Annotated in this window: 15 protein-coding genes; 4 read left to right on the top strand and 11 right to left on the bottom strand. The window is 64.9% G+C overall.

Features of this window, described 5'->3' with window-relative positions; all coding sequences use genetic code 11:
• Positions 1-235 precede the first annotated feature (235 nt).
• Positions 236-1045 (top strand): hypothetical protein, encoded by an 810-nt coding sequence (locus AC1RR3_RS17340; RefSeq protein WP_492824330.1) that lies wholly within the window; start codon positions 236-238, stop codon positions 1043-1045.
• Here the strand turns inward: AC1RR3_RS17340 and AC1RR3_RS17335 are convergent.
• The 7 genes from AC1RR3_RS17335 to AC1RR3_RS17305 all read right to left on the bottom strand — a co-directional run bounded on the left by AC1RR3_RS17335 (position 1017) and on the right by AC1RR3_RS17305 (position 9601).
• Positions 1017-2003 carry an ABC transporter ATP-binding protein gene (locus AC1RR3_RS17335; protein ID WP_492824329.1) on the bottom strand — a complete coding sequence of 329 codons (987 nt, stop codon included), beginning with the start codon at positions 2001-2003 and terminating at the stop codon, positions 1017-1019. The genes AC1RR3_RS17340 and AC1RR3_RS17335 overlap by 29 nt on opposite strands.
• On the bottom strand, positions 2000-3007 hold the full coding sequence (locus AC1RR3_RS17330) for an ABC transporter ATP-binding protein (protein ID WP_492824328.1): 1008 nt from the start codon (positions 3005-3007) through the stop codon (positions 2000-2002). Before AC1RR3_RS17330 ends, AC1RR3_RS17335 begins: the two co-directional genes overlap by 4 nt.
• Positions 3007-3900 carry an ABC transporter permease gene (locus tag AC1RR3_RS17325; RefSeq protein WP_492824327.1) on the bottom strand — a complete coding sequence of 298 codons (894 nt, stop codon included), beginning with the start codon at positions 3898-3900 and terminating at the stop codon, positions 3007-3009. Before AC1RR3_RS17325 ends, AC1RR3_RS17330 begins: the two co-directional genes overlap by 1 nt.
• A 191-nt stretch (positions 3901-4091) precedes the next feature.
• On the bottom strand, positions 4092-5039 hold the full coding sequence (locus AC1RR3_RS17320; protein ID WP_492824326.1) for an ABC transporter permease: 948 nt from the start codon (positions 5037-5039) through the stop codon (positions 4092-4094).
• Between the two features lie 30 nt (positions 5040-5069).
• Entirely contained in the window at positions 5070-6668 is a 1599-nt protein-coding gene (locus tag AC1RR3_RS17315) for an ABC transporter substrate-binding protein (RefSeq protein WP_492824325.1), read from the bottom strand.
• Positions 6669-6877: 209 nt separating this feature from the next.
• On the bottom strand, positions 6878-8428 hold the full coding sequence (locus AC1RR3_RS17310; RefSeq protein WP_492824324.1) for an AMP-binding protein: 1551 nt from the start codon (positions 8426-8428) through the stop codon (positions 6878-6880).
• Positions 8429-8446: 18 nt separating this feature from the next.
• Positions 8447-9601 (bottom strand): iron-containing alcohol dehydrogenase, encoded by a 1155-nt coding sequence (locus AC1RR3_RS17305; RefSeq protein ID WP_492824323.1) that lies wholly within the window; start codon positions 9599-9601, stop codon positions 8447-8449.
• Positions 9602-10018: 417 nt separating this feature from the next.
• On the opposite strand from AC1RR3_RS17305, the gene AC1RR3_RS17300 reads away from it, so the two are divergent.
• The 3 genes from AC1RR3_RS17300 to AC1RR3_RS17290 all read left to right on the top strand — a co-directional run bounded on the left by AC1RR3_RS17300 (position 10019) and on the right by AC1RR3_RS17290 (position 15749).
• Positions 10019-11224, top strand: coding sequence for an efflux RND transporter periplasmic adaptor subunit (locus AC1RR3_RS17300; protein WP_492824322.1), 1206 nt, complete (start codon positions 10019-10021; stop codon positions 11222-11224).
• The gene (locus AC1RR3_RS17295; protein ID WP_492824321.1) at positions 11221-14388 is read left to right on the top strand and encodes an efflux RND transporter permease subunit; all 3168 of its coding nucleotides are present in this window, start codon (positions 11221-11223) and stop codon (positions 14386-14388) included. Before AC1RR3_RS17300 ends, AC1RR3_RS17295 begins: the two co-directional genes overlap by 4 nt.
• A gap of 155 nt (positions 14389-14543) precedes the next feature.
• Positions 14544-15749: an ABC transporter substrate-binding protein gene (locus AC1RR3_RS17290; protein WP_492824320.1), complete on the top strand. Its 1206-nt coding sequence runs from the start codon at positions 14544-14546 to the stop codon at positions 15747-15749.
• 161 nt (positions 15750-15910) lie between these two features.
• On the opposite strand, the gene AC1RR3_RS17285 is transcribed toward AC1RR3_RS17290, so the two are convergent.
• Genes AC1RR3_RS17285 through AC1RR3_RS17270 form a run of 4 tightly spaced genes read right to left on the bottom strand, consistent with a single transcriptional unit; the run spans position 15911 to position 20509 of the window.
• Entirely contained in the window at positions 15911-16297 is a 387-nt protein-coding gene (locus AC1RR3_RS17285) for an MAPEG family protein (protein WP_492824319.1), read from the bottom strand.
• Between the two features lie 27 nt (positions 16298-16324).
• Complete coding sequence (locus AC1RR3_RS17280) at positions 16325-17407, bottom strand: lipocalin-like domain-containing protein (RefSeq protein ID WP_492824318.1); 1083 nt, start codon at positions 17405-17407, stop codon at positions 16325-16327.
• Positions 17397-19859, bottom strand: a complete 2463-nt coding sequence (locus tag AC1RR3_RS17275; RefSeq protein ID WP_492824317.1) for an ABC transporter permease — start codon at positions 19857-19859, stop codon at positions 17397-17399. The genes AC1RR3_RS17280 and AC1RR3_RS17275 overlap by 11 nt, the downstream gene beginning before the upstream one ends.
• Complete coding sequence (locus tag AC1RR3_RS17270) at positions 19856-20509, bottom strand: ABC transporter ATP-binding protein (protein WP_492824316.1); 654 nt, start codon at positions 20507-20509, stop codon at positions 19856-19858. The genes AC1RR3_RS17275 and AC1RR3_RS17270 overlap by 4 nt, the downstream gene beginning before the upstream one ends.
• Positions 20510-20636 lie beyond the last annotated feature (127 nt).

Below are 20636 nucleotides of genomic sequence, written 5' to 3'. Positions count from 1 at the left end.
GCGGTCTCGTAGGGTGGGTAAAAGCGCAAAGCGCCGTGCCCACGACCGACAGCGATTACGCGCGGAACGTGGGCACGCTCCGCTTTGCCCATCCTACGGCACCTGCCGTTCCGGAAAGATTTCTGAACAATTTCAATGATAAACCGCCTCCGTGGGCCTGCGCTCAAATTCATATTGAACATAGTTCATTTTACGACTACCAATAATGAACAATGTTCAATCGCGGAGGCTTCAAGTGCGCATCCATCCCCACGCCCAAGCAACCGATGCCGCGTTCCCCTCGGCCCCCCGCAGGTTCTCGTTCGCACTCCCCCAAGCCCGCGAAAAATACCTGATCGGCGCGCTCTTCGTCCTGGCGTTGGCCGCGGTCTTCGCACCCGCGATCCCCGCCGCCACCTGGCACATCCCGCATTTCGTAGACGGCCGCCCCTGGCTCGGTGTGCCCAACGCCGGCGACGTGCTGAGCAATCTCGCCTTCCTCGCGATGGGCGTCTGGGGCACGGAGCGACTGCGCGCCCGCAATGATGCACCCGTGGGTGCAAGCTGGTTCTTCGTCGGACTGATCCTGACGTGCCTGGGCTCAGGCTTCTATCATCTGGACCCCGACATGCCGCAGCGGCTCGTGGCCGACCGCATCGGCATGGCGGTGGCGTTCGCGGGGTTTTTGGGCATCGCGGCCAGCGAGCGCATCAGCGTGCGCGCCGGCGAAGCGGTGCTAGTGCTGATGATGATTGCAGGCCTGCTCGCGGCCTGGGTGGCACGCGAGAACCTCACGCCATGGGTGGTCGTGCAGTTCGGCGGCATGGCGCTCGCCGTGGGACTCGCGTTGACGCGGCCCCGGGCTGGTGCGCTGGGCGTGCCGCTCGGCGGCGTGATTGTCTTCTACGTGCTGGCCAAGCTTTTCGAATTGGGTGACGCGACCATCTTCGAAGCAACAGGGCACATCGTCTCGGGCCACACCCTCAAACATCTGGCTGCAGCGCTCGCGGCCTGGCCAGTGATCCGGGCGTTGAGCTCTACTGGCCCTGGCCCGTCCCCTCGTTGAGCAAGCACGCCACCTGGTGGCCGTCGCCCGCATCCACCAGCGCCGGCCGCTCGGTCTTGCACCGCTCCACCGCGAACCGGCAGCGGGTGTGAAACGCGCAGCCGGACGGCGGGTTGACCGGGCTCGGCACGTCGCCGTCCACCAGTGGCACGAGCTTTTTCGCGAGCGGGTTGGCGACCGGCACCGAGGCGAGCAGGGCCTGCGTGTAGGGATGACGCGGATTGCGAAACAGCTCGTTCTTGTCGGCGATCTCGACGATGCGGCCGAGATACATTACGGCGACGCGGTGGCTGATATGGGCGACAACGGCGAGGTCGTGGGCGATGAAGAGGTAGGAGAAGCCGTGCTGGCGTTGCAGGTCGATCAGGAGATTGATCACCTGCGCCTGGATCGAGACGTCGAGTGCGGACACCGGCTCGTCGCAGACGATCAGACGCGGCCCGAGGGCCAGCGCCCGCGCGATACAGATGCGCTGGCGCTGGCCGCCGGAGAATTGATGCGGGAAATTGCGCATCTGGTCGGGCCGGAGGCCCACCTGCTCGAACAGTTTTGCAGTGCGCGCTTCCAGCTCCTTGCCGCCTGCGAGCCCGTGCACGGCCAGCGGCTCGCCGACGATGTCGCCCGCGGTCATGCGCGGATTGAGCGAGGCGAACGGGTCCTGGAACACAATCTGCATCGAACGGCGGTGCGGACGCAGTGCCGTCTTGGAGAGATGGGTGATGTCCTCGCCGTCGAGCCGGATCTGTCCCGACGTCGGCTCGACCAACCGCAGCACGCTGCGCGCCACCGTCGATTTGCCGCAGCCGGATTCGCCGACCAGTCCTAGCGTTTCCCCGACACCAACAGAGAACGAGACGCCATCGACCGCATGCACGGTGCCGACCTGCCGGCGCAGCACGCCGGCGCGTACCGGATAATGCTTCTTGAGGTCGGCGACTTCGAGCAAGGCCTCGGTCATGCCACCTCCGCGACTTCAGCCGCGCGCCAGCAGGCGGCAAGATGGCCACCGCCCCAGTCTGAGAGCGGCGGATATTCGGCTTCACAGCGCTTCACCGCGAGCTGGCAGCGCGGCGCGAAGGCGCAGCCCTTCGGCAGCCGCACCAACGATGGAACGGTGCCCGGGATTTCGTTGAGCCGTTCCTGCATCGCGACACCGGATGCCGGCAGGGTCGGGATCGAGGCCATCAGCCCGCGCGTGTAAGGATGTTTTGGCGCGGCAAACAGCGCCTCGACGGTCGCTTCCTCGACTTTGCGCCCTGCATACATCACGATCACGCGCTGCGCGGTCTGCGCGACGACGCCGAGATCATGCGTGATCAGCACAAGGCCGGTGCCGAGCTCCTTCTGGAGGTCGAGGATCAGCGCCAGGATTTGCGCCTGGATGGTGACGTCGAGCGCGGTGGTCGGCTCGTCCGCGATCAGCAGCGCCGGCCGGCAGGCCAGCGCCATCGCGATCATCGCGCGCTGGCGCATTCCGCCGGACAATTGATGCGGATATTCGCGGGCGCGGCGCGCCGGCTCGGGAATGCGCACCAGCCGCAGCATCTCGACCGCGATATCACGCGCCGCTCTGACCGGCATCGCCCGGTGCAATCGCACCGCCTCGACGATCTGGTCGCCGATCCGCATCACCGGATTGAGCGAGGTCATCGGCTCCTGGAAGATCATGGAGATGCGGTTGCCCCGGACGGCGCGCATCTGCGCTTCATCCAGCGCCAGCAGATCGGTGCCTTCGAGCGTAATCGAGCCTCCGACGATGCGGCCGGGCGGATCGGGCACCAGCCGCATCAGCGAGAGCGCGGTGACGCTCTTGCCGCAGCCGGACTCCCCGACGATCGCCAGCGTCTCGCCGCGCTTCACGGTGAAGGAGACGTCGTCGACCGCCTTGAACAGACCGGAGTTGGTGAAGAACACCGTTTTGAGGTTCTTCACCTCGAGCACGAGATCGGATTCTTTCGCCATCAGCCGCGCTGCCGGGGATCGAGGATGTCGCGCAGGGCGTCGCCGAACAGGTTTGCGCCGAACACGGCGAGGCTGATGGCGATGCCGGGGAAGATCACGAGCCATGGCGCAGTGCGGACATACTCGGCTGCGGATTCCGAGAGCATGCGGCCCCAGGACGGATAAGGCTCGGGAATGCCGAGGCCGAGGAAGGACAGCGAGGCTTCGGTGAGAATGGTCGAGCCGAGCTGGGCGGTGGCGAGCACGATCAGCGGCGCCAGTGTGTTCGGCAGCACATGGCGGAGCGCGATGCGCGTCTCGCTCATGCCGATCGACTTGGCGGCTTCGACGAACGGCAGCTCGCGCAACGCCAGCGTGTTGGCGCGAACGACGCGAGACACGGTCGGAATCAGCGGAATGGCGATGGCGATGATGACATTCGGCAAGGACGGGCCGAGTGCCGCCGTCATGATCAGAGCCAGCACCAGCAACGGCAGCGCCTGGAGAACGTCGGAGACACGCTGGAACACCAGATCGACCCAGCCGGCGAGATAGCCGGAGGTCAGCCCGACGATGATGCCGATCGTGCCGCCGAGCGCGGTCGAGCCGATGCCGACCGCCAGCGAAATCCGCGCGCCGTGGATGATGCGGCTGAACACGTCGCGGCCGAACGAGTCCGTGCCCATCCAGTGCGCCAGGCTCGGGCGCGCCAGCGCGCGGGCGGCATCGATGGTCAGGGGATCGTAGCGCGCGATGAAGTCGGCAAAGATCGCGGTGAATACGAACGCGATCATGATGACGAGTCCGGCCGCACCCAGCACATGCCGCTGCGCCAGGAACAGCACGCGCCGCCAGCCCCCGGTCGCATGCGCCCCGGCCCGCCTCAGTTCAACGTCGTAGTCGATCGCGGCCATGTGAACTCTATCTTCCCCCTCTCCCCGCGTGCGGGGAGAGGGTAGGGGTGAGGGGGGCTCTCAGCGGGGGAGGTGGCAGCGAGATTCGCGGAGACTTCCCCTCACCCGGATGGCTGCGCAATCCGACCTCTCCCCGCAGGCGGGGAGAGGTGAAGGAACGCGCGAGCGCTGTGTGAGCGATGATCATGCGGCTAATCCGTGTACCTGATGCGCGGATCGAACACCGCGTAGAGCATGTCGACGATAAAGTTCGCGCTGACCACCACCACCGCAATCAGCATCACGAGGTTCTGCACGATCGGATAATCGCGCCAGCGGATCGCCTCGACCAGGAATCGGGCGACGCCGGGGATGTTGAACACGGTCTCCGTCACAATGAGGCCGCCGATCAGGAACGCCGCCTCGATGCCGATCACGGTGATGACCGGCAGGATCGCGTTCTTCAGTGCATGCTGGTAGTTCACGGCGGCATCGGACGCGCCCTTGGCGCGCGCGGTGCGGATATAGTCCTGCCGCAGCACCTCCAGCATCGAGGAGCGCGTGATGCGCATCGTCAGCGCTGCGCTGCGGAAGCCGACAGCCGCGGCGGGCACGGCGTAGGTTGCGAACGCTTCCAGCCAGGTCGACGGATTCGGATTGAAGATCGGCATCTGGTTGAACATCGCCACGGAGGCAGTGAGGATCAGAAGGCCGAGCCAGAACGAGGGCAGTGACAAGCCGCTCAGACTGACGATGCGCAGAGCGTAGTCGAGCCGCGTGCCCTGCTTCACCGCGCTGATGACGCCGAGCGGAATGCCGATGGATGCCGAGAACAGCAGTGCGAGGCCGGCAAGCCGCGCGGTGATCGGGATGCGCGGCAGGATTTCCTGGAGCGCCGGCTTCTCCGAAACGTAGGAGTAACCGAAATCGCCGCGCAGAAAACCGCTGATCCAGTGCCAATATTGCACGATCAGCGGCTGGTCGATGCCGAGTTCCTTTTCCAGATTGGCCTTGTCGGCGGGATCGACATAGCCGGCGGCGGCGAACAGGATGTCGACGATGTTGCCGGGCACGATGCGCAGCAGGAAGAAGATGACGACCGAGATCCCGAACAGGGTCACGAGCATCAGGAACAGGCGCCGCACCAGATAGGCAAACATTCCGCGCCCTCCCGTCGAGCCGTCAGCGCGCTACTTGTCCATCCAAACGTCTTCGTACCGGTAGCCATTATAGGAGCTGTTCGACATCACGGTCACGCCCTTCACATAAGGTTGCCAGCAGGAGCCGGTCCGTGCGTGGAAGATGATCGGGCGCGCGACGTCCTCCTGCAGCTTCTTGTCGATGTCCCACACCATCTTCTTGCGTTTGGCGATATCGGTCTCCTGCGACTGCACGTCGAACAGCTTTTCGATCTCCTTGTTGCAGTAATTGGTGTAGTTGCGCTCGGACCCGCAGGAATAGTTCTCGTAGAAGGACTGGTCGGGATCGTCGACGGCATTGCCGGTCAGATTGAGCCCGAGCATGTAGTCCTTGCGCGCGAGCTTCGGGAACCAGTTCGCGGTCTCGACCACGTCGAGCTCGCCGTCGATATAGATGCTCTTGAGCTGGTCGATCAGGATCACCGCGGGATCGCGATAGACCGGGATGTTGCGGGTCGAGACCTTGACGGCGAGGTGCTTGTCCGGCCCGTAGCCGGCCTTCTGTATCAGCTTCTTGGCCTCCTCACGGTTGGCATTCACGTCAGGGCCGTAGCCGGGAATGGTCTCGAGCATCTCCTTCGGCATGCCCCACAGCCCGTTCGGCGGCGGCAGCATGGTGCCACCGACATCGCCCTGGCCCTCGAACATGATCGAGATGAAGGCCTTGCGGTCGAGTGACAGCGCCATGGCGCGGCGGATGTCGATATTGTCGAACGGCGGCGCCGACGAATTGACGATGATGTTGGTCGCGACATTGTTGGGCTCGACCACGCAGACCGCGTTCGGCGCCTGCGATTTCACGTCCTTCAGCAGCGGAATGCTGACCTCGGTCGGGAACGCCATGTCGAACTTGCCGGCGACGAAGGCGAGGATCGCGGTCGAACGGTTCGGGATGATGGTGAACTCGATGCCGTCGAGATAGGGCCGGCCCTTGCGCCAATAATCCGTGTTTCGCGTCAGCTTGATCGATTCATTGGCCTTGAACTCGACGAACTTGAACGGCCCAGTGCCGATCGGATGCGTGCGCATGTCGCCGGGTGAGACGTGGCAGGGATAGACCGGGGTGTAGCCTGAAGCCAGCAGCGCCAGCAGCGACGGCTGCGGCCGCTTCAGGTTGAAGGAGACCTCGAAATCGCCGTTGGTCGAGATATCGTTGACCTGATCGTACCAGGTCTTGCGCGGGTTCTGCCGGAATTTCTGCTGCGACTTGCCCATCAGCATGTCGAAGGTGCACTTCACGTCGGCGGACGTGAACGGCTTGCCGTCGTGCCATTTGACACCCTGGCGCAGCTTGAAGCTCAGCGTCTTGTTGTCGTTGACCCAGGCCCAGCTCTCGGCGAGCTCGGGTACGATGTTGTCCATCCTGTTCTGGGCCTCGTCCTGCTTGTAGATGACGAGGTTGTTGAAGACCGGCATGAAGGAAACATTGAGCGAATAGGTCGCGCCTTCATGGATCGAGGCATTGCCGGGGCTGTCGCGGTGATACATCCGCAAAATCCCGCCCTGTTTGGGCTCGCCAGCGAATGCAATGGTCGAAAACGCCAGCAAAGATAGCGCCGCCGTCGCGGCGAGCGCCCGTACGCTCCGCATCCTCGTCCTCCCCGGACATTGGTCTTTTGGGCCTTTTGCGGCCTGTTTGTCAGGACGATAGCCGACGGGAGCGTCGCGAGGCAACCAGCAAGGCCGGTCGATCTCTCGACAATTCGGATGACGGAAGGCCGCAGGGGCTCTTCTCTCACAATGTGAGAGTGTAGCTGTGTTCCCTCGCCCCGCACGCCGGGGCGAAGGCGAAGAGCATCTCACACAATCCGCGAGGTCTTGTTCCCCCAATACCGGTCGCGCAGCAGCCGCTTGTACAGCTTGCCCGTCGGCAACCGTGGCAGCTCCTTCTCGAAATCGACCGAGCGTGGCACCTTCTGCCGCGACAGCGAGGCACCGCAGAAGGCGATCAGCTCGTCGGCGAGCGCTGGTCCCGGCACCACGCCCGGCATCGGCTGCACCACCGCCTTCACCTCCTCGCCGAGATCGGGATTGGGCACGCCGAACACGGCGGCGTCCGCAACCTTCGGATGGGTGATCAGCAGATTCTCGCATTCCTGCGGATAGATGTTCACGCCGCCGGAGATGATCATGAAGGTCGCGCGGTCGGTGAGATAGAGGAAGCGATCCTCGTCGACATAGCCGACATCGCCGACCGTGCTCATGCTGCCGTCGGCCGAACGCGCTTCCTTGGTCTTCTCGGGGTCGTTGAAATATTCGAACGGCGAGGCCGTCTTGAACCAGACCTGGCCGGGCGTGCCGGTCGGACATGGCTTCATGTCTTCATCAAGAATGTGGAGGTCGCCGAGCAGCACCTTGCCGACGGTGCCGCGGTGGGCCAGCCATTCCTCGCTGTTGCAGGCGGTGAAGCCGAGGCCTTCGGTCGCGCCGTAATATTCATGGATGATCGGCCCCCACCATTTGATGATGTCGTCCTTGACCAGCGCCGGGCAGGGCGCGGCGGCATGGATCGCGATCTCCAGCGAGGACAAATCGTAGCGCTTTCGCGCGTCTTCCGGCAGCTTCAGCATCCGCGAGAACATCGTCGGCACCAGCTGGGTGTGGGTGATGCCCCATTGCTCGACGAGCTGGAGATAGCGCTCGGGATCGAACGTTTCCATGATGATCACGGTGCCGCCCATGCGGATCGTGAGATTGACGGCCGCTTGCGGTGCGGAGTGGTAGAGCGGCGCCGGCGACAGATAAACCATGCCCTCGCGGTACTGCCAGAGCTTGGTGAGGAAATCGAACAGCGGCAGATTGTGTTTCGGCGGCTCCTCCGGCAGCGGCCTCAAAATGCCCTTCGGCCGTCCCGTCGTGCCCGACGAATACAACATGGGCGTGCCGAGCCATTCATCCGCGATGGGCGTCTTCGGCAGATCGGCGGTCGCTTCGGCAAGACCGACGATGCGATCGCTCTCGCCGGGGCCGTCGGCGACGATGCAGAGCTTGATGTCCGGGCAGGCCTCGATCGCTTCGCGCGCGATCTCGAGCTTTGCAGTGGACGTGATCAGGATCTTGGACTGGCTGTTGGTCAGGAGATAGGCGAGCTCGCCAGCGGTGAGGAAGGAGTTGATGCAGGTATAGTACAGCCCCGACCGTTCGCCCGCGCCGCAGGCTTCGAGATAGCGCGAATTGTTCTCCATGAAGATCGAGTAGTGGTCGAGCCGCTTCAGGCCGAGCTTGCGGAATAGATGCGCCAGGCGGTTGCTGCGCGCATCGAGCTCGCGATAGGTGACGGTCTCGCCGGTCGCGGCCATGATGAAGGCGGGCTGCAGCGGACGCAGGCGGGCATGCTGACCTGGATACATCAGTCCTCCGGCTCAAAATTATGCGGCGAGAAGCAGGATTTCGCGCAACTGCGCGGGATCGTCGATCCTGCGCGGGTTGCGCGGGATCCAGTTCGTCCGCATCGCCTGTTCGGCGATGGCATCGAAATGCTCCGGCGAGACGCGGACGTCGGCAAGGCTGCGCGGCATGCCGAGCGAGCGGATGAAGGCGTCGAGCACATCGGCGGCGTTGTGGCCGGGGTAACCCATTGCGGCCGCGACGACCATCTGCTGCTCGGCATTGGCGCTCGCATTCCAGCGCATCACCGCCGGCAGCATGACGCAGGAGGTGTAGCCATGCGGCACGTCGAAGGCTGCACCCAGCACGTAGCCGATGCCATGGCTCGCCCCCATCGGCACTCCGGCTGCGAGCGCGCCCATCGACAGCCAGGTGCCGATCTGCGCATCCATCCGCGCGTCGAGATCCGCAGGGTCGGCCTTCACCCGCGGCAGCGCGTCGGCAAGCATGGCAAGGCCCTTGACCGATTGCGCGTCGGCATAGGGATGCGTCTCGCGCGAGCAGATCGCCTCGACACAATGGTCGACGGCGCGGATGCCGGTCGAGAGGAACAGCCATTCCGGTGTGTGCACGGTGATGGCGGGGTCTAGGATGGTCGCGCGAGGCACCGCCAGCGGATGCCGCAGCATTTGCTTCACATGTGTGTTGCGGTCGGTTACGCCTGCGATCGCGCTGAACTCGCCGCCGGCGATCGTGGTCGGCACGCTGACCTGGCGGACAATAGGCGCAGTCATCTCCGGGGCGACGCCCTTGTGGACGCGGATGCGCTCGATGCCGTCGACATCGTCGATGCCGTTGGCAAGGCAGAGCTGCACCGCCTTGGCGCCGTCGGTGATCGAGCCGCCGCCGACGGTGACGATCAAATCGGCGCCGGCCTCGCGCGCTGCATTGGTCGCCGCGATCACCGCCTCGCGCGGCGTGTGCGCCGGCATCGCGTCGAACAGGCCGGCGCACCGCGCACCGAGCGCTTGCTTGATCTTCTCGATTTCGTCGGTTTGCCGGTTCAGCGTCCCCGATACCATCAGGAAGGCGCGGCGCGTTCCCAGTCGGTCCATTTGCGCGACGATGGCTTCAGCCGCCGGATGGCCGAACACGACCTCCTCGATCGCGCCGTAAACGACACGTCCCTGGTGCACGCCTGTCCTCCCCGGACAATCCGTCTTGTTCTTGTGGGGGTAATCTAGCCGAGCCGGCGGCGCCCGTCATGTGCGAAGACGCCGGTCTTTCTTCCCCCTCTCCCCGCTTGCGGGGAGAGGGTTGGGGTGAGGGGGGCTCTCCGCGAGGGAGGTGATAGCTGGATTCGCGGAGAGTCCCCCTCACCCGGATCGCGTCCTGCGATGCGCTCCGGCCTCTCCCCGCACGCGGGGAGAGGCGAAGAACGGTCGGCGTCCAAACCTAACTCTCTCCCTGTCAATCCGTCATCCGGTTAGGGCATCCCGCCGAGCATTGCGCGTGCTTTGGTCTTGAAGAGTTCATCATCTCAACCCATCTTGTGGCGCCCGCGGGTAAACGCGTACCCTGCGTTTTCTGCGGCTTTGATGCGAGGACCTGGGATGAGTGGACCGGACGGAAGCGAGCAATTTGTCAGAACGCACGATTTCGGTCAGCCGAGCCACTATGGCATCGTCGGCCTTCTCGCCGCGGCATTCGCGCTCACCGGTTGCGGACAGCCGACCTCGCAAGCGGGCGCTCCCCCGCCGGCGCCAGTGACGGTCGCCCAGCCGGTCAAGCGCACCGTCACCGATTGGGACGAGTTCACCGGCCGCTTCGAGGCGGTCGAGGAGGTGCAGGTGCGCCCGCGCGTCGGCGGCTTCGTCAACTCCGTCGAGTTCCAGGACGGCGCGATCGTGCATCAGGGCGATCTGCTTTACGTCATCGACCCGCGTCCGTTCGAGGCGGTGGCCGAGCAGGCCGACGGCCAGCTTTCCGATGCGCGCGCCAAGGTGGAGCTTGCCAAGCGCGAACTCGACCGCGGCCTCAACCTGGTGCAGACCAGCGCCGTCTCCGAGCAGGTGGTCGACCAGCGCCGCCAGGCCTTGCAGGCCGCCCACGCCGCCGAAGTGCAGGCCGAGGGCGCGCTCAAGGCCGCAAGACTGAATATCGAATTCACCCACGTGACCGCGCCGCTTACCGGCCGCGTCAGCCGCCATCTCGTCAGCCCCGGCAATCTCGTGCAAGGCAGTGACACCGGCACCTCGACGCTGCTGACCTCGATCGTCGCGCTCGATCCGATCTACGTCTATTTCGACATGGATGAGACGACCTTCATCAAATACAGCAAGCTGTGGTTCGAGGGTAAGCGCCCCAGCTCGCGCGACACCGCGAACCCGGTGCAGGTGACGCTCGCCGGCGAAACCAAGCCGTCGCACGAGGGCGCCATCAACTTCCTCGACAACAGGCTCGACGTCTCCACCGGCACGCTGCGCAGCCGCGCCGTGGTCAAGAACACCGACCTCTCGATCCTGCCCGGCCAGTTCGGCCGCGTGCGCCTGATCGGCAGCGCGCCCTATGAGGCGCTGCTGATCCCCGATGTCGCAGTCGCGACCGACCAGTCCCGCAAGATCGTGTTCGTGGTGAAGCCTGACGACACTGTCGAGGCCCGTCCCGTCGTGCTCGGGCCGCTTGATGAGGGCCTCCGCGTGATCCGCGAAGGGCTGAAGCCGGAGGATCGCGTCATCGTCAACGGCATTCAGCGCGCCCGCGTCGGCGCCAAGGTCGCCCCGCAGACGGCACCCGCGCCGGCCGGTGGCAAGTCATGAATCTTGGCCGTCTCTCCATCAACCAGCCCATCCTGGCGATGGTGCTGTCCATCGTGCTGCTGATCGTCGGCGCGCTCGCCTACACCACGCTGCCGGTGTCCGAATATCCGCAAGTGGTGCCGCCGACCGTCGTCGTCACCACGCAATATCCCGGCGCCTCGGCGCAAACCGTGTCCGACACGGTCGCCGCTCCCATCGAGCAGCAGATCAACGGCGTCGAGGACATGCTGTATCTCTACAGCCAGGCGACCTCGAACGGCCAATTGACGATCACGGTCACCTTCAAGCTCGGCACCGACCTCGACAAGGCCCAGGTGCTGGTGCAGAACCGCGTCGCGATCGCGCAGCCGCAATTGCCGGATGAAGTCCAGCGCAACGGCGTCGTCACCCGCAAGAACTCGCCCGACATCCTGATGGTCGTGTTCATGCTGTCGCCCGACGACACCTTCGACCAGCTCTACATCTCCAACTACGCGCTGCTCCAGGTCCGCGACCAGCTGCTGCGCATCGACGGCGTCGGCGACATCCAGATCTTCGGCGCCCGCGATTATTCGATGCGGCTCTGGCTCGATCCTGACCGCATCGCCAATCTCGGCCTGACCTCGACCGAGGTACTGGCCGCGATCCGTGCCCAGAACGTGCAGATCGCGGGCGGCCAGATCGCCGAGCCGCCGATCGCCGATCGTGCCTTCCAGCCGAACCTGGTTTTCACCGGGCGCCTGAAGGATCAGAGGCAGTTCGAGGACATCCTGATCAAGGCTGGCTCCGACGGCCGCACGGTGCGGCTGCGCGACGTCGCCCGGATCGAGCTCGGTGCCCTCGCGTACTCGACCAACAGCTTCCTGCTGCGAAAATCGGCGGTCGCGATGCTGGTGACCCAGCGGCCCGGCTCGAATGCGCTGGCGACGGCAAAGAACATCTCCGACACCATGACGAAGCTGAAGGAGAGCTTTCCGAAGGGGCTGGACTACAACATCGGCTACAACCCGACCGAGTTCATCGCGCAGTCGGTCCACGAGCTGATCAAGACCATCTACGAGGCCATGCTGCTCGTGGTCATCGTGGTGTTGGTGTTTTTGCAGGGCTGGCGGCCCGCGATCATTCCGATCATCGCAATCCCGGTCTCGCTGGTCGGCACCTTTGCGGTGATGGCGGCGCTCGGCTTCTCCATCAACAATCTCACGCTGTTCGGCCTCGTGCTCGCGGTCGGCATCGTGGTCGACGATGCCATCGTCGTGGTCGAGAATGTCGAACGGCATCTCGAGCACGGCCTGAGCCGGCGCGATGCCGCGCTCAAGACCATGGAAGAGGTCGGCGGCGCGCTGGTCTCGATCGCGCTGGTGCTGTGCGCGGTGTTCGTGCCGACGGCATTCATCGGAGGTATTTCCGGGCAGTTCTTCCAGCAATTCGCCGTCACCATTGCGGTCGCGACCGCGATCTCCTGCTTCTGCTCGCTGACGCTGTCACCGGCGCTGGCCTCGTTGATTCTCACGCCGCACGAGGAGAAGAGGCCGCCGGCCGCCTGGAACATCATTGCGCGCGGCTGGAACGCCTTCACCGGCGCCTTCAACCGCGTGTTCGACCGGCTGGCGCATGGCTATGCCGGCGTGGCCAATTTCGTCATCCGGCATTCGGTGGTGATGATCCTGATCTACGTCGTGCTGATCGGCAGCGCCGGCTGGCTGATCGCGACCACGCCGCAGGGCTTCATCCCGGCGCAAGATCGCGGCTACGTCATCATATCAGTGCAATTGCCCGGCGCGGCCTCGCTCGCGCGGACCACGGAAGTCGTGCGCGAGATCGAGCGGATCTCGCTGGATACACCGGGCATCATCCGCGTCGCCGCTTTCGCCGGCTTCTCCGGCGCCACGCGCACGCAGGCCGGCAACGCGGCGGCGCTGTTTCCGGTGTTCGACGAGCCCGAGGCGCGGATGAAGAAGGGATTGTCCGCGAACGCCATCACGGTCGAGCTGCGCAAGCGCCTGGCCGCGATCCAGGGCGCCTTTATCATCGTGATTCCGCCGCCGGCCGTGCCCGGCATCGGCACCGGCGGCGGTTTCACCATCCGCATCCAGGACCGCCAGGGTCGCGGGCCTGAGCTGCTCGCCGCGGCCACCGACGAGCTCGTCGCCGCGGCGCGCAAATCGCCCTTGCTGCTCGCTCCGACGGTGTTCTCGCCGTTCTCGGCCAACACGCCGCAGCTGTTCGTCGACATCGACCGCACCAAGGCGCAGAAGCTCGGGGTGCCGATCGCCAACATCAACGACACGATCCAGACCTATTTCGGATCGACCTATGTCAACGACTTCAACCTGTTCGGCCGTACCTATCACGTCACCGCGCAGGCCGATTTTCCGTTCCGCAAGGAGCCGAGCGATCTGTCGCGGCTGCGCACGCGCAACGCCTCCGGCGACATGGTCATGCTCGGCAGCGTGGTCGACTTCAAGGATGTTTCCGGCCCTGACCGCGTCGCGCGCTACAATCTCTATGCAGCATCCGAGCTCCAGGGCGAGCCGGCGCCGGGCGTAAGCTCGACCACGGCGCTCAACACCGTCAAGAAGCTCGCGGACGATACCTTGCCGAGCGGCTTCAGCTTCGAATGGACCGACCTCTCCTACCAGCAAATCACCGGCGGCAATGCGGGCCTGCTGGTGTTCCCGATCTGCGTGCTGTTCGTCTATCTCGTGCTCGCCGCGCAATATGGCAGCTGGACCTTGCCGTTCGCGGTGATCCTGATCGTGCCGATGTGCCTGCTCGCCGCCACCATCGGCGTGCGCATCATGGGCCAGGACGTCAACATCCTCACCCAGATCGGCTTTGTCGTGCTGGTGGGGCTGGCAGCGAAGAACGCGATCCTGATCGTCGAGTTCGCGCGCGACATCGAGAAGGAAGGCAAGCCACGGCTGGAGGCCGTGATCGACGCCTGCCGGTTGCGCCTGCGGCCGATCCTGATGACGTCCTTCGCCTTCATCCTCGGCGTGCTGCCGCTGGTGATCTCGTCCGGCTCCGGCTCGGAGATGCGACAGGCCGTCGGCGTCGCCGTGTTCTTCGGCATGATCGGCGTCACCCTGTTCGGCCTTCTATTCACACCGATCTTCTACGTGGTGGTGCGGAACCTGGCCGAAGGGCGGAACGAGGGGAAGAAGCCGGAGATGGCGGCTTGATGCGTCCACAGCATGGTCCTGGCGAAAGCCAGGACCATGCATCACCAAAAGGCCGCGCCCATACTAACGGCCTACGCCGAAATGGATGGGCATGCGCGGGGTTCTTCACTACTATCCGCGCGATTTCAAAACAGAAAGCTGCTGGGAGCCAACACATGAAATCAGCCCTTTTGGCCGCTGTCGCAACCTCGGCCCTGCTGCTGGCAGCGCCGGCTTTCGCGCAAGGAACGGGACAAGGCGTCAAGATCGGCATCCTCAACGACCAGTCTGGCGTCTATGCCGATTACGGCGGCAAATGGTCGGTCGAAGCCGCCAAGATGGCGATCGAGGATTTTGGCGGTGAGGTGCTGGGCCAGAAGGTCGAACTCGTTACCGCCGACCACCAGAACAAGCCGGATCTCGCCACTTCGATCGCGCGGCGCTGGTACGACGTCGAGAACGTCGACATGATCACGGAGCTGACGACCTCCTCGGTGGCGCTCGCGATCCATGAGCTGTCCAAGGAAAAGAAGAAGATCGACATCGTCGTCGGCGCCGCGACCTCGCGGCTGACAGGCGATGCCTGCCAGCCCTATGGCTTCCACTGGGCCTATGACACCCGCGCGCTCGGCGTCGGCACCGGCGGTGCGCTGACCAAGGCCGGCGGCGATACCTGGTTCTTCCTCACCGCCGACTACGCCTTCGGCTACGCGCTGGAGAAGGACACCAGCGAGATCGTCACCGCCAATGGCGGCAAGGTGGTCGGCTCGGTGCGCGTACCGCTCAACTCATCGGACTTCTCCTCCTTCCTGCTGCAGGCGCAGAGCTCGAAGGCGAAGATCGTCGGGCTCGCCAATGCCGGCCTCGACACCACCAACTCGATCAAGCAGGCCTCGGAGTTCGGCATCGTCTCCGGCGGCCAGAAGCTCGCAGGGCTCCTGATGACGCTCGCCGAGGTGAACGGCCTCGGCTTGCAGGCGGCGCAAGGCCTGGTGCTGACCGAGGGCTATTATTGGGACGTCAATGACCGCTCGCGCAATCTCGGCGAACGTTTTCTCAAGCGCACCGGGCGGATGCCGAACATGATTCAGGCCGGCACCTATTCGGCGACGCTGAGCTATCTCAAGGCGGTCAAGGCCGCCGGCACCAAGGATCCGGATGCGGTCGCCAAGAAGCTGAAGGAGCTGCCGGTCGACGATGATTTCGCACAGGGCGGCAAGGTGCTCGAGAACGGCCGCATGGTCCACGACATGTATCTGTTCGAGGTCAAGAAGCCGTCGGAATCGAAGAAGCCCTGGGACTATTACAAGCTGCTCGCCACCGTCCCCGGCGACAAGGCGTTCTTCGCGGCCAAGGACAGCGGTTGCCCGCTGACGAAATAGGCCTCTCCTGTCCCGGACGCGCTGCAGCGTGAAACGCTGCTGCGCAGAGCCGGGACCCACTCTTCTTCACAGGTCGCGGCCGGACTGGGTCCCGGTTCAGCGGCGCAGCGTTACACGCTGCACCGCGCCCGGGACGCGAGTATGCGTGATGCCGCGTCTCTCTACACCAGCCGTAACACCACCGCGCCCAACGCCCCCGCCCACAGCGCAATCGCCGCGATGCCCTGGATTGCAAAGCCCGGGCCGCGCTTTGCCGCCGCCTTCGAATAGCCGATGAAATAGACGATGCGGCCGATGATCCACACCGCGCCGATTCCGGCGGCGATGGCGTCACCGATATAGATCGCGAACAGCCACAGCGCCGGCAAGAAGATCGGCATCCATTCCAGCGTGTTCGCCTGGATACGGAAGGCGCGCTCGAAATCAGGATGGCCCGACGTCGCCGGCACCTTGACGCCAGTTGCGGCCCGCGACCGCGAGACGTTCAGGATGGTGAAGAAGTAAAATGCGATCGCCAGCAGCGTGATGAGTGCGGTGAGACGATACATCGCTGATTCCTTCAAATAGGTCGGGCTTCAATAGCCGGTCAGCTCGAGATAGCCAACGCCGTCATGCGTGCCGGCAAAGCTGACCGGCCCCTCCCAATAGGAGAAACCGGTTCCCATCCAGGCCCCGGGATTGAGCGGCTTGCAGGAAATCGAGAACGAATGCGAGGGGATCGCGATCTGCCACTCCACCGGCAGCTTGCGGCCTGCCACGTCCGCCGTCGCCTTCGGCGTCATCTGGATATCGTTGCCTGTAATCATCTGCGTGTCGCCGCTAGCGCTGATCCAGTTGCCGAACGGATAGTCCTTGCCGTCTTTCTGGCGCAGACGGTACAGCATCAGCTTGTCGCCGGAGGCGAGATGCAGCGACAGCCAGTCCCAGCCGGTCTGGTCGGCATCGAGTGGCTGGCTGCTCCATTCCCGGTCCATCCAGGCTTGCCCCGAGACCTCGACCGGCTTGTCGTCAATGGTGAGCGTGCCACGTGCGCGGTAGAACGGCTGGCTGTAATAGTAGGACGCTTGTCCGCGTTCTGACTTGCGGCTGAAGCCGCGATCACCTTGCAGCACCACCGGGCGATCCGCCTCCAGCGTGAGTGCGTAGCTGAAGTCGGTCGCCGAGGCCTTCAGCGCCAGCGGCGCCAAAGTGCGATCGTCGGTGCGCTCAAACCCCTTCATCTCCCAATCGTCGATCCACGCCGCGAACGGCTTTGCCGTGACGCCGGCCTGTCCAATGCCGCCGCGCGAAAACACCTCGTTGAAGCGGTGGGTGTCGGCGCGCGTCACCGCGGCATGCGCCATCCAGATCTGCTGGTTGGCCCAGCCTTCGCCTTGCGGCCCGGGCTGCGCCGCCTGGCGGAACAGCGTCCATTGCAGGCCGCAAGCCGCGCCGCTGGCATCGACGAGATTCGCCGTGAGATACCACCACTCGATGCGAAATTCCGGATGCGGTCCGTGATCTCCAGGGAAGTCGAACGTCTTCCCCGGCGTGACCTTCGCAAAGCCATCTGCGGTCTCGCCAAGCCCGGCATAGCCTTGCGCGCTCGCGCGGCGCGCGAGAGCGAGTGCAGCGATGCCGCCGGCGAAGGCGCGCCGCGAGATCTTGTCAGCGCTCATTGGCAAATACCTTGACGAGGTTTGCCGGCTGCATTCGCGCCAGCCGCACCATCGGCAGCAACGCCGCAAGCAGTGAGGCAACCAGCGCGACCGCGACCAGCTCAACCAGCTGCAGCGGAAATACATGGAACGGCAGCCGCCAGCCGAACGCCTTCACATTGACGATCGCGATCAGGCACCACGCCACCAGCAGCCCGAGCGGCACCGCCAGCAGCGACGTGAACAGCGCAACCGACAGCGTCTTGGTCAGCTCGATCGCCGCAAGGCGCGGCCGCGTGATGCCGATCGCCCAGAGCGGTGCCAGTTGCGGCAGGCGGGAATTCGCCAGGGTCAGGAGGCTGGTCAAAAGCGCAATGCCGGCGACGCCGAGCGTGAACGCGTTCAGCGCCGAGGTCACCGCAAAGGTGCGGTTGAAGATGCGGATCGATTCCGCCTTTACGGTCGCCTGGTCGGCGACGCTGCGGTCGTCGAGCGCAAATTGCTTCTGCAACGCTGCGATCAAGCCCGGAATCTTGTCGCGCGCGACGATCAGCCCGATCCGCGTCTGCGGCGTCTGCGGAAAGTGCCGGATCAGCGCCGCGACATTCACGGCGAGCTGTCCCTTGGGGTTGCCGTAATCGGCATAGATGCCGACGATGTCGAGCTCCCAGGCCCCGCCCGGTGCCGGCACTTCGATGACGTCACCGACGCGAACGTTGAGGCGGCGGCTCAGCTGCTCGCTGATGAAGGCGGCATTGCCCGGCACAAGCTGGGTCCAGGCGTGCGGCGCTGTCTCCAGCAGCGGCCATCGCTCGCGATAGAGCGCGTGATCGGGCAGGCCGAGCAACTCCACCGGCTGCCCTTGAACTTGCGTTTCGGCGCGTCCGCCCGACAGGATGGCTTGCACCTCGCTGCGCTCCTTCAGCCAGTTCCGGATCGCGACGCCTTGTGCATTGTCGGAGGCGCTGATGTAGACGTCGGCCGCCAGCCGTCCGTTGAGCCAGCCGACAAAAGTGCGGCTGAAGGTTTCCACCATGGTCGAAACGCCGACATTGACGGCAAGCGCAAGCAGCAGCGCCATCAGCGCCAGTGACAACCCCGAGAGCTGCTGCCGGCTGTCCGCCCAGAACCACAGCGCGAGCGGCCCGCGCGCGGTGCGCTGGCCGACGAGCAGGATGATCTCGAGGAACGCCGGCAGGATCAATGCTGCGCCCAGCATCAGTGCCGCCAGCACGCCAAAGCCCGCGATCAGCGATTGCCCGTATTGGAGCAGCAGCAGCGCGACCGCGAACACGGCACAGGCCGCGAGGCTTTGCAGGATCAGCCAGCGGCGCTGCCGCTGCTGCCAGGCATATGGCTGCGCGGTTGCCAGCACCGGCATTCGGATCGCCTTGATCAGGCTGGTGGCCGCCGCAACAAGTGCACCCGCAATGCTGATGCCGATGCCGGCAAGCCACCATTCAGGCTGGAGCGTGAGCTGTCCCGGGATCTGCGCGCCATAGAGCCCGCGCAGCGACGCCGCCACATCCGGCAGCAACGCCGCCGCGATGAAATAGCCGCAGACGAGCCCGATCAATCCTGCGACCAGCGCCAACGCCACCAGCTCGATCACCAGCACCGTATTGACCAGTCGCGCGGACGCACCGCAGGCCCGCAACGTCCGCAGCATCGGCAGCCGCTGCTCGAAGGCAAGGCCCACGGCCGAATTGACGATGAAGAGGCCGACGAAGAACGACAGCAGGCCGAATGCGGTGAGGTTGAGATGAAAACTGTCGGTGAGACGCTCCAGCTCCGTCTCCGCGTTCGGCTCGATCCGCTGCAACTGCTCGCCAACGATACTGGCCAGCGGCGCCGGCTTGCCCTTCGGCTTGCCGATCAAAAGGCGCGACACCTGATCCGGCTTGTTCAGCAGAAGCTGCGCCACGCCGATGTCGACGACGAGCACCTCAGGCACGAGCTGCGGCAGCACCCGCAGCGGCGGCAGCTTTGCGCCGCTGCTGATCGGCGGCGCCGCGCCTTCGCTCTCCTGCAAATCGGTCAGCGTCTCACGCGCCACCAATGTCTGGCCGGGAGGCGCAACAAAGCTGCTTAGATCCGAGGCACCGAGGCGCGGCGCGTTGCCGACATCGGCCGGCATCGTCACCGGCTCGATGCCCAGCAGCCGTACCGAGCGTCCGTTGACCTGGACGCGTCCCTCCAGCACCGGCGACACCGGCCAGCCGGCGCGCCTCAGCTTGACGAACAGCTCTTGCGGGAAGGTTGCCGCGTTCGGCGCCACCAGCATCGCCGTGCGCACACCACCAAACGTTGCCGCCGCACGGTCATAGGCGTTGCGGGCCTGCTGGTTGATCGCCTGCACGCCGCTCCACAGCGCGGTCGCCGCGATCAGCCCGATCAGCAGCGTCGCGAACTGCATCCTGTGTCGCCGCCAATGGCTCAGGAGCACCGCGAGCACCCACAGCGCGCGCCTCATGCGATCCGCCCCGCATGCAGAGTAAGATGCCGGTCGAGCGTGCCGGCCAGATACAGGCTGTGCGTCACCATCAGGAAGCCACAGCCGGTGCGCGCGACGAGGTCACGCGTCAGCGCCAGCACGTCCTCGGCGGTCGCCTCGTCGAGATTGCCGGTCGGCTCGTCCGCGAGCAGCAGTGATGGCTTTGTTGCCAGCGCCCGGCCGATCGCGACCCGTTGCTGCTGGCCGCCTGATAATTGCTCGGGATAACGCTTGAGCAGGTCGCCGAGCCCGAGCCGCTCAGTCAGCTCCTGGGACCAGGCCGCATCATGCCGGCCGGCAATCCGCGCCTGGAAGACCAGATTGTCCGCGACGGACAGGCTCGGGATCAGGTTGAACTGCTGGAACACCAGGCCGATCCGGTCGCGCCGAAGTTCCGCGCGCCCCGCGTCCGACAGCTTGGTGACCTCGGTCTCCCCCAGCCGGATCGATCCGCCGTCGGCGGCATCTAACCCCGCGATCAGGTGCAGCAGCGTGCTCTTGCCGCTGCCGGATTCACCGGTCAGCGCGACCCTTTCGCCGGCCCTGAGGTCGAGGTCGACGCCGCGCAGCACATGGACCGGCTCGCCGGCCGAGGAAAAGGTTTTCGAGAGGGTTCGGATATTTAGCAAGACTCAATCGCGCCACACGGAATTGACGGAAATGCTGCGTAGCACACTTACTGCGGAAAAGCCGGGGTTGCGTTGCCGTTCAAGCCGTTGTTAGCTCCCAGGACGGCCAAATCAAAACGTGCCGACA

The organism is Bradyrhizobium sp. GW821-FHT13H05 (assembly GCF_058804065.1).
Note: the sequence above shows the minus strand (reverse complement) of the source record. Positions and strands in the feature narration are given on the sequence as shown.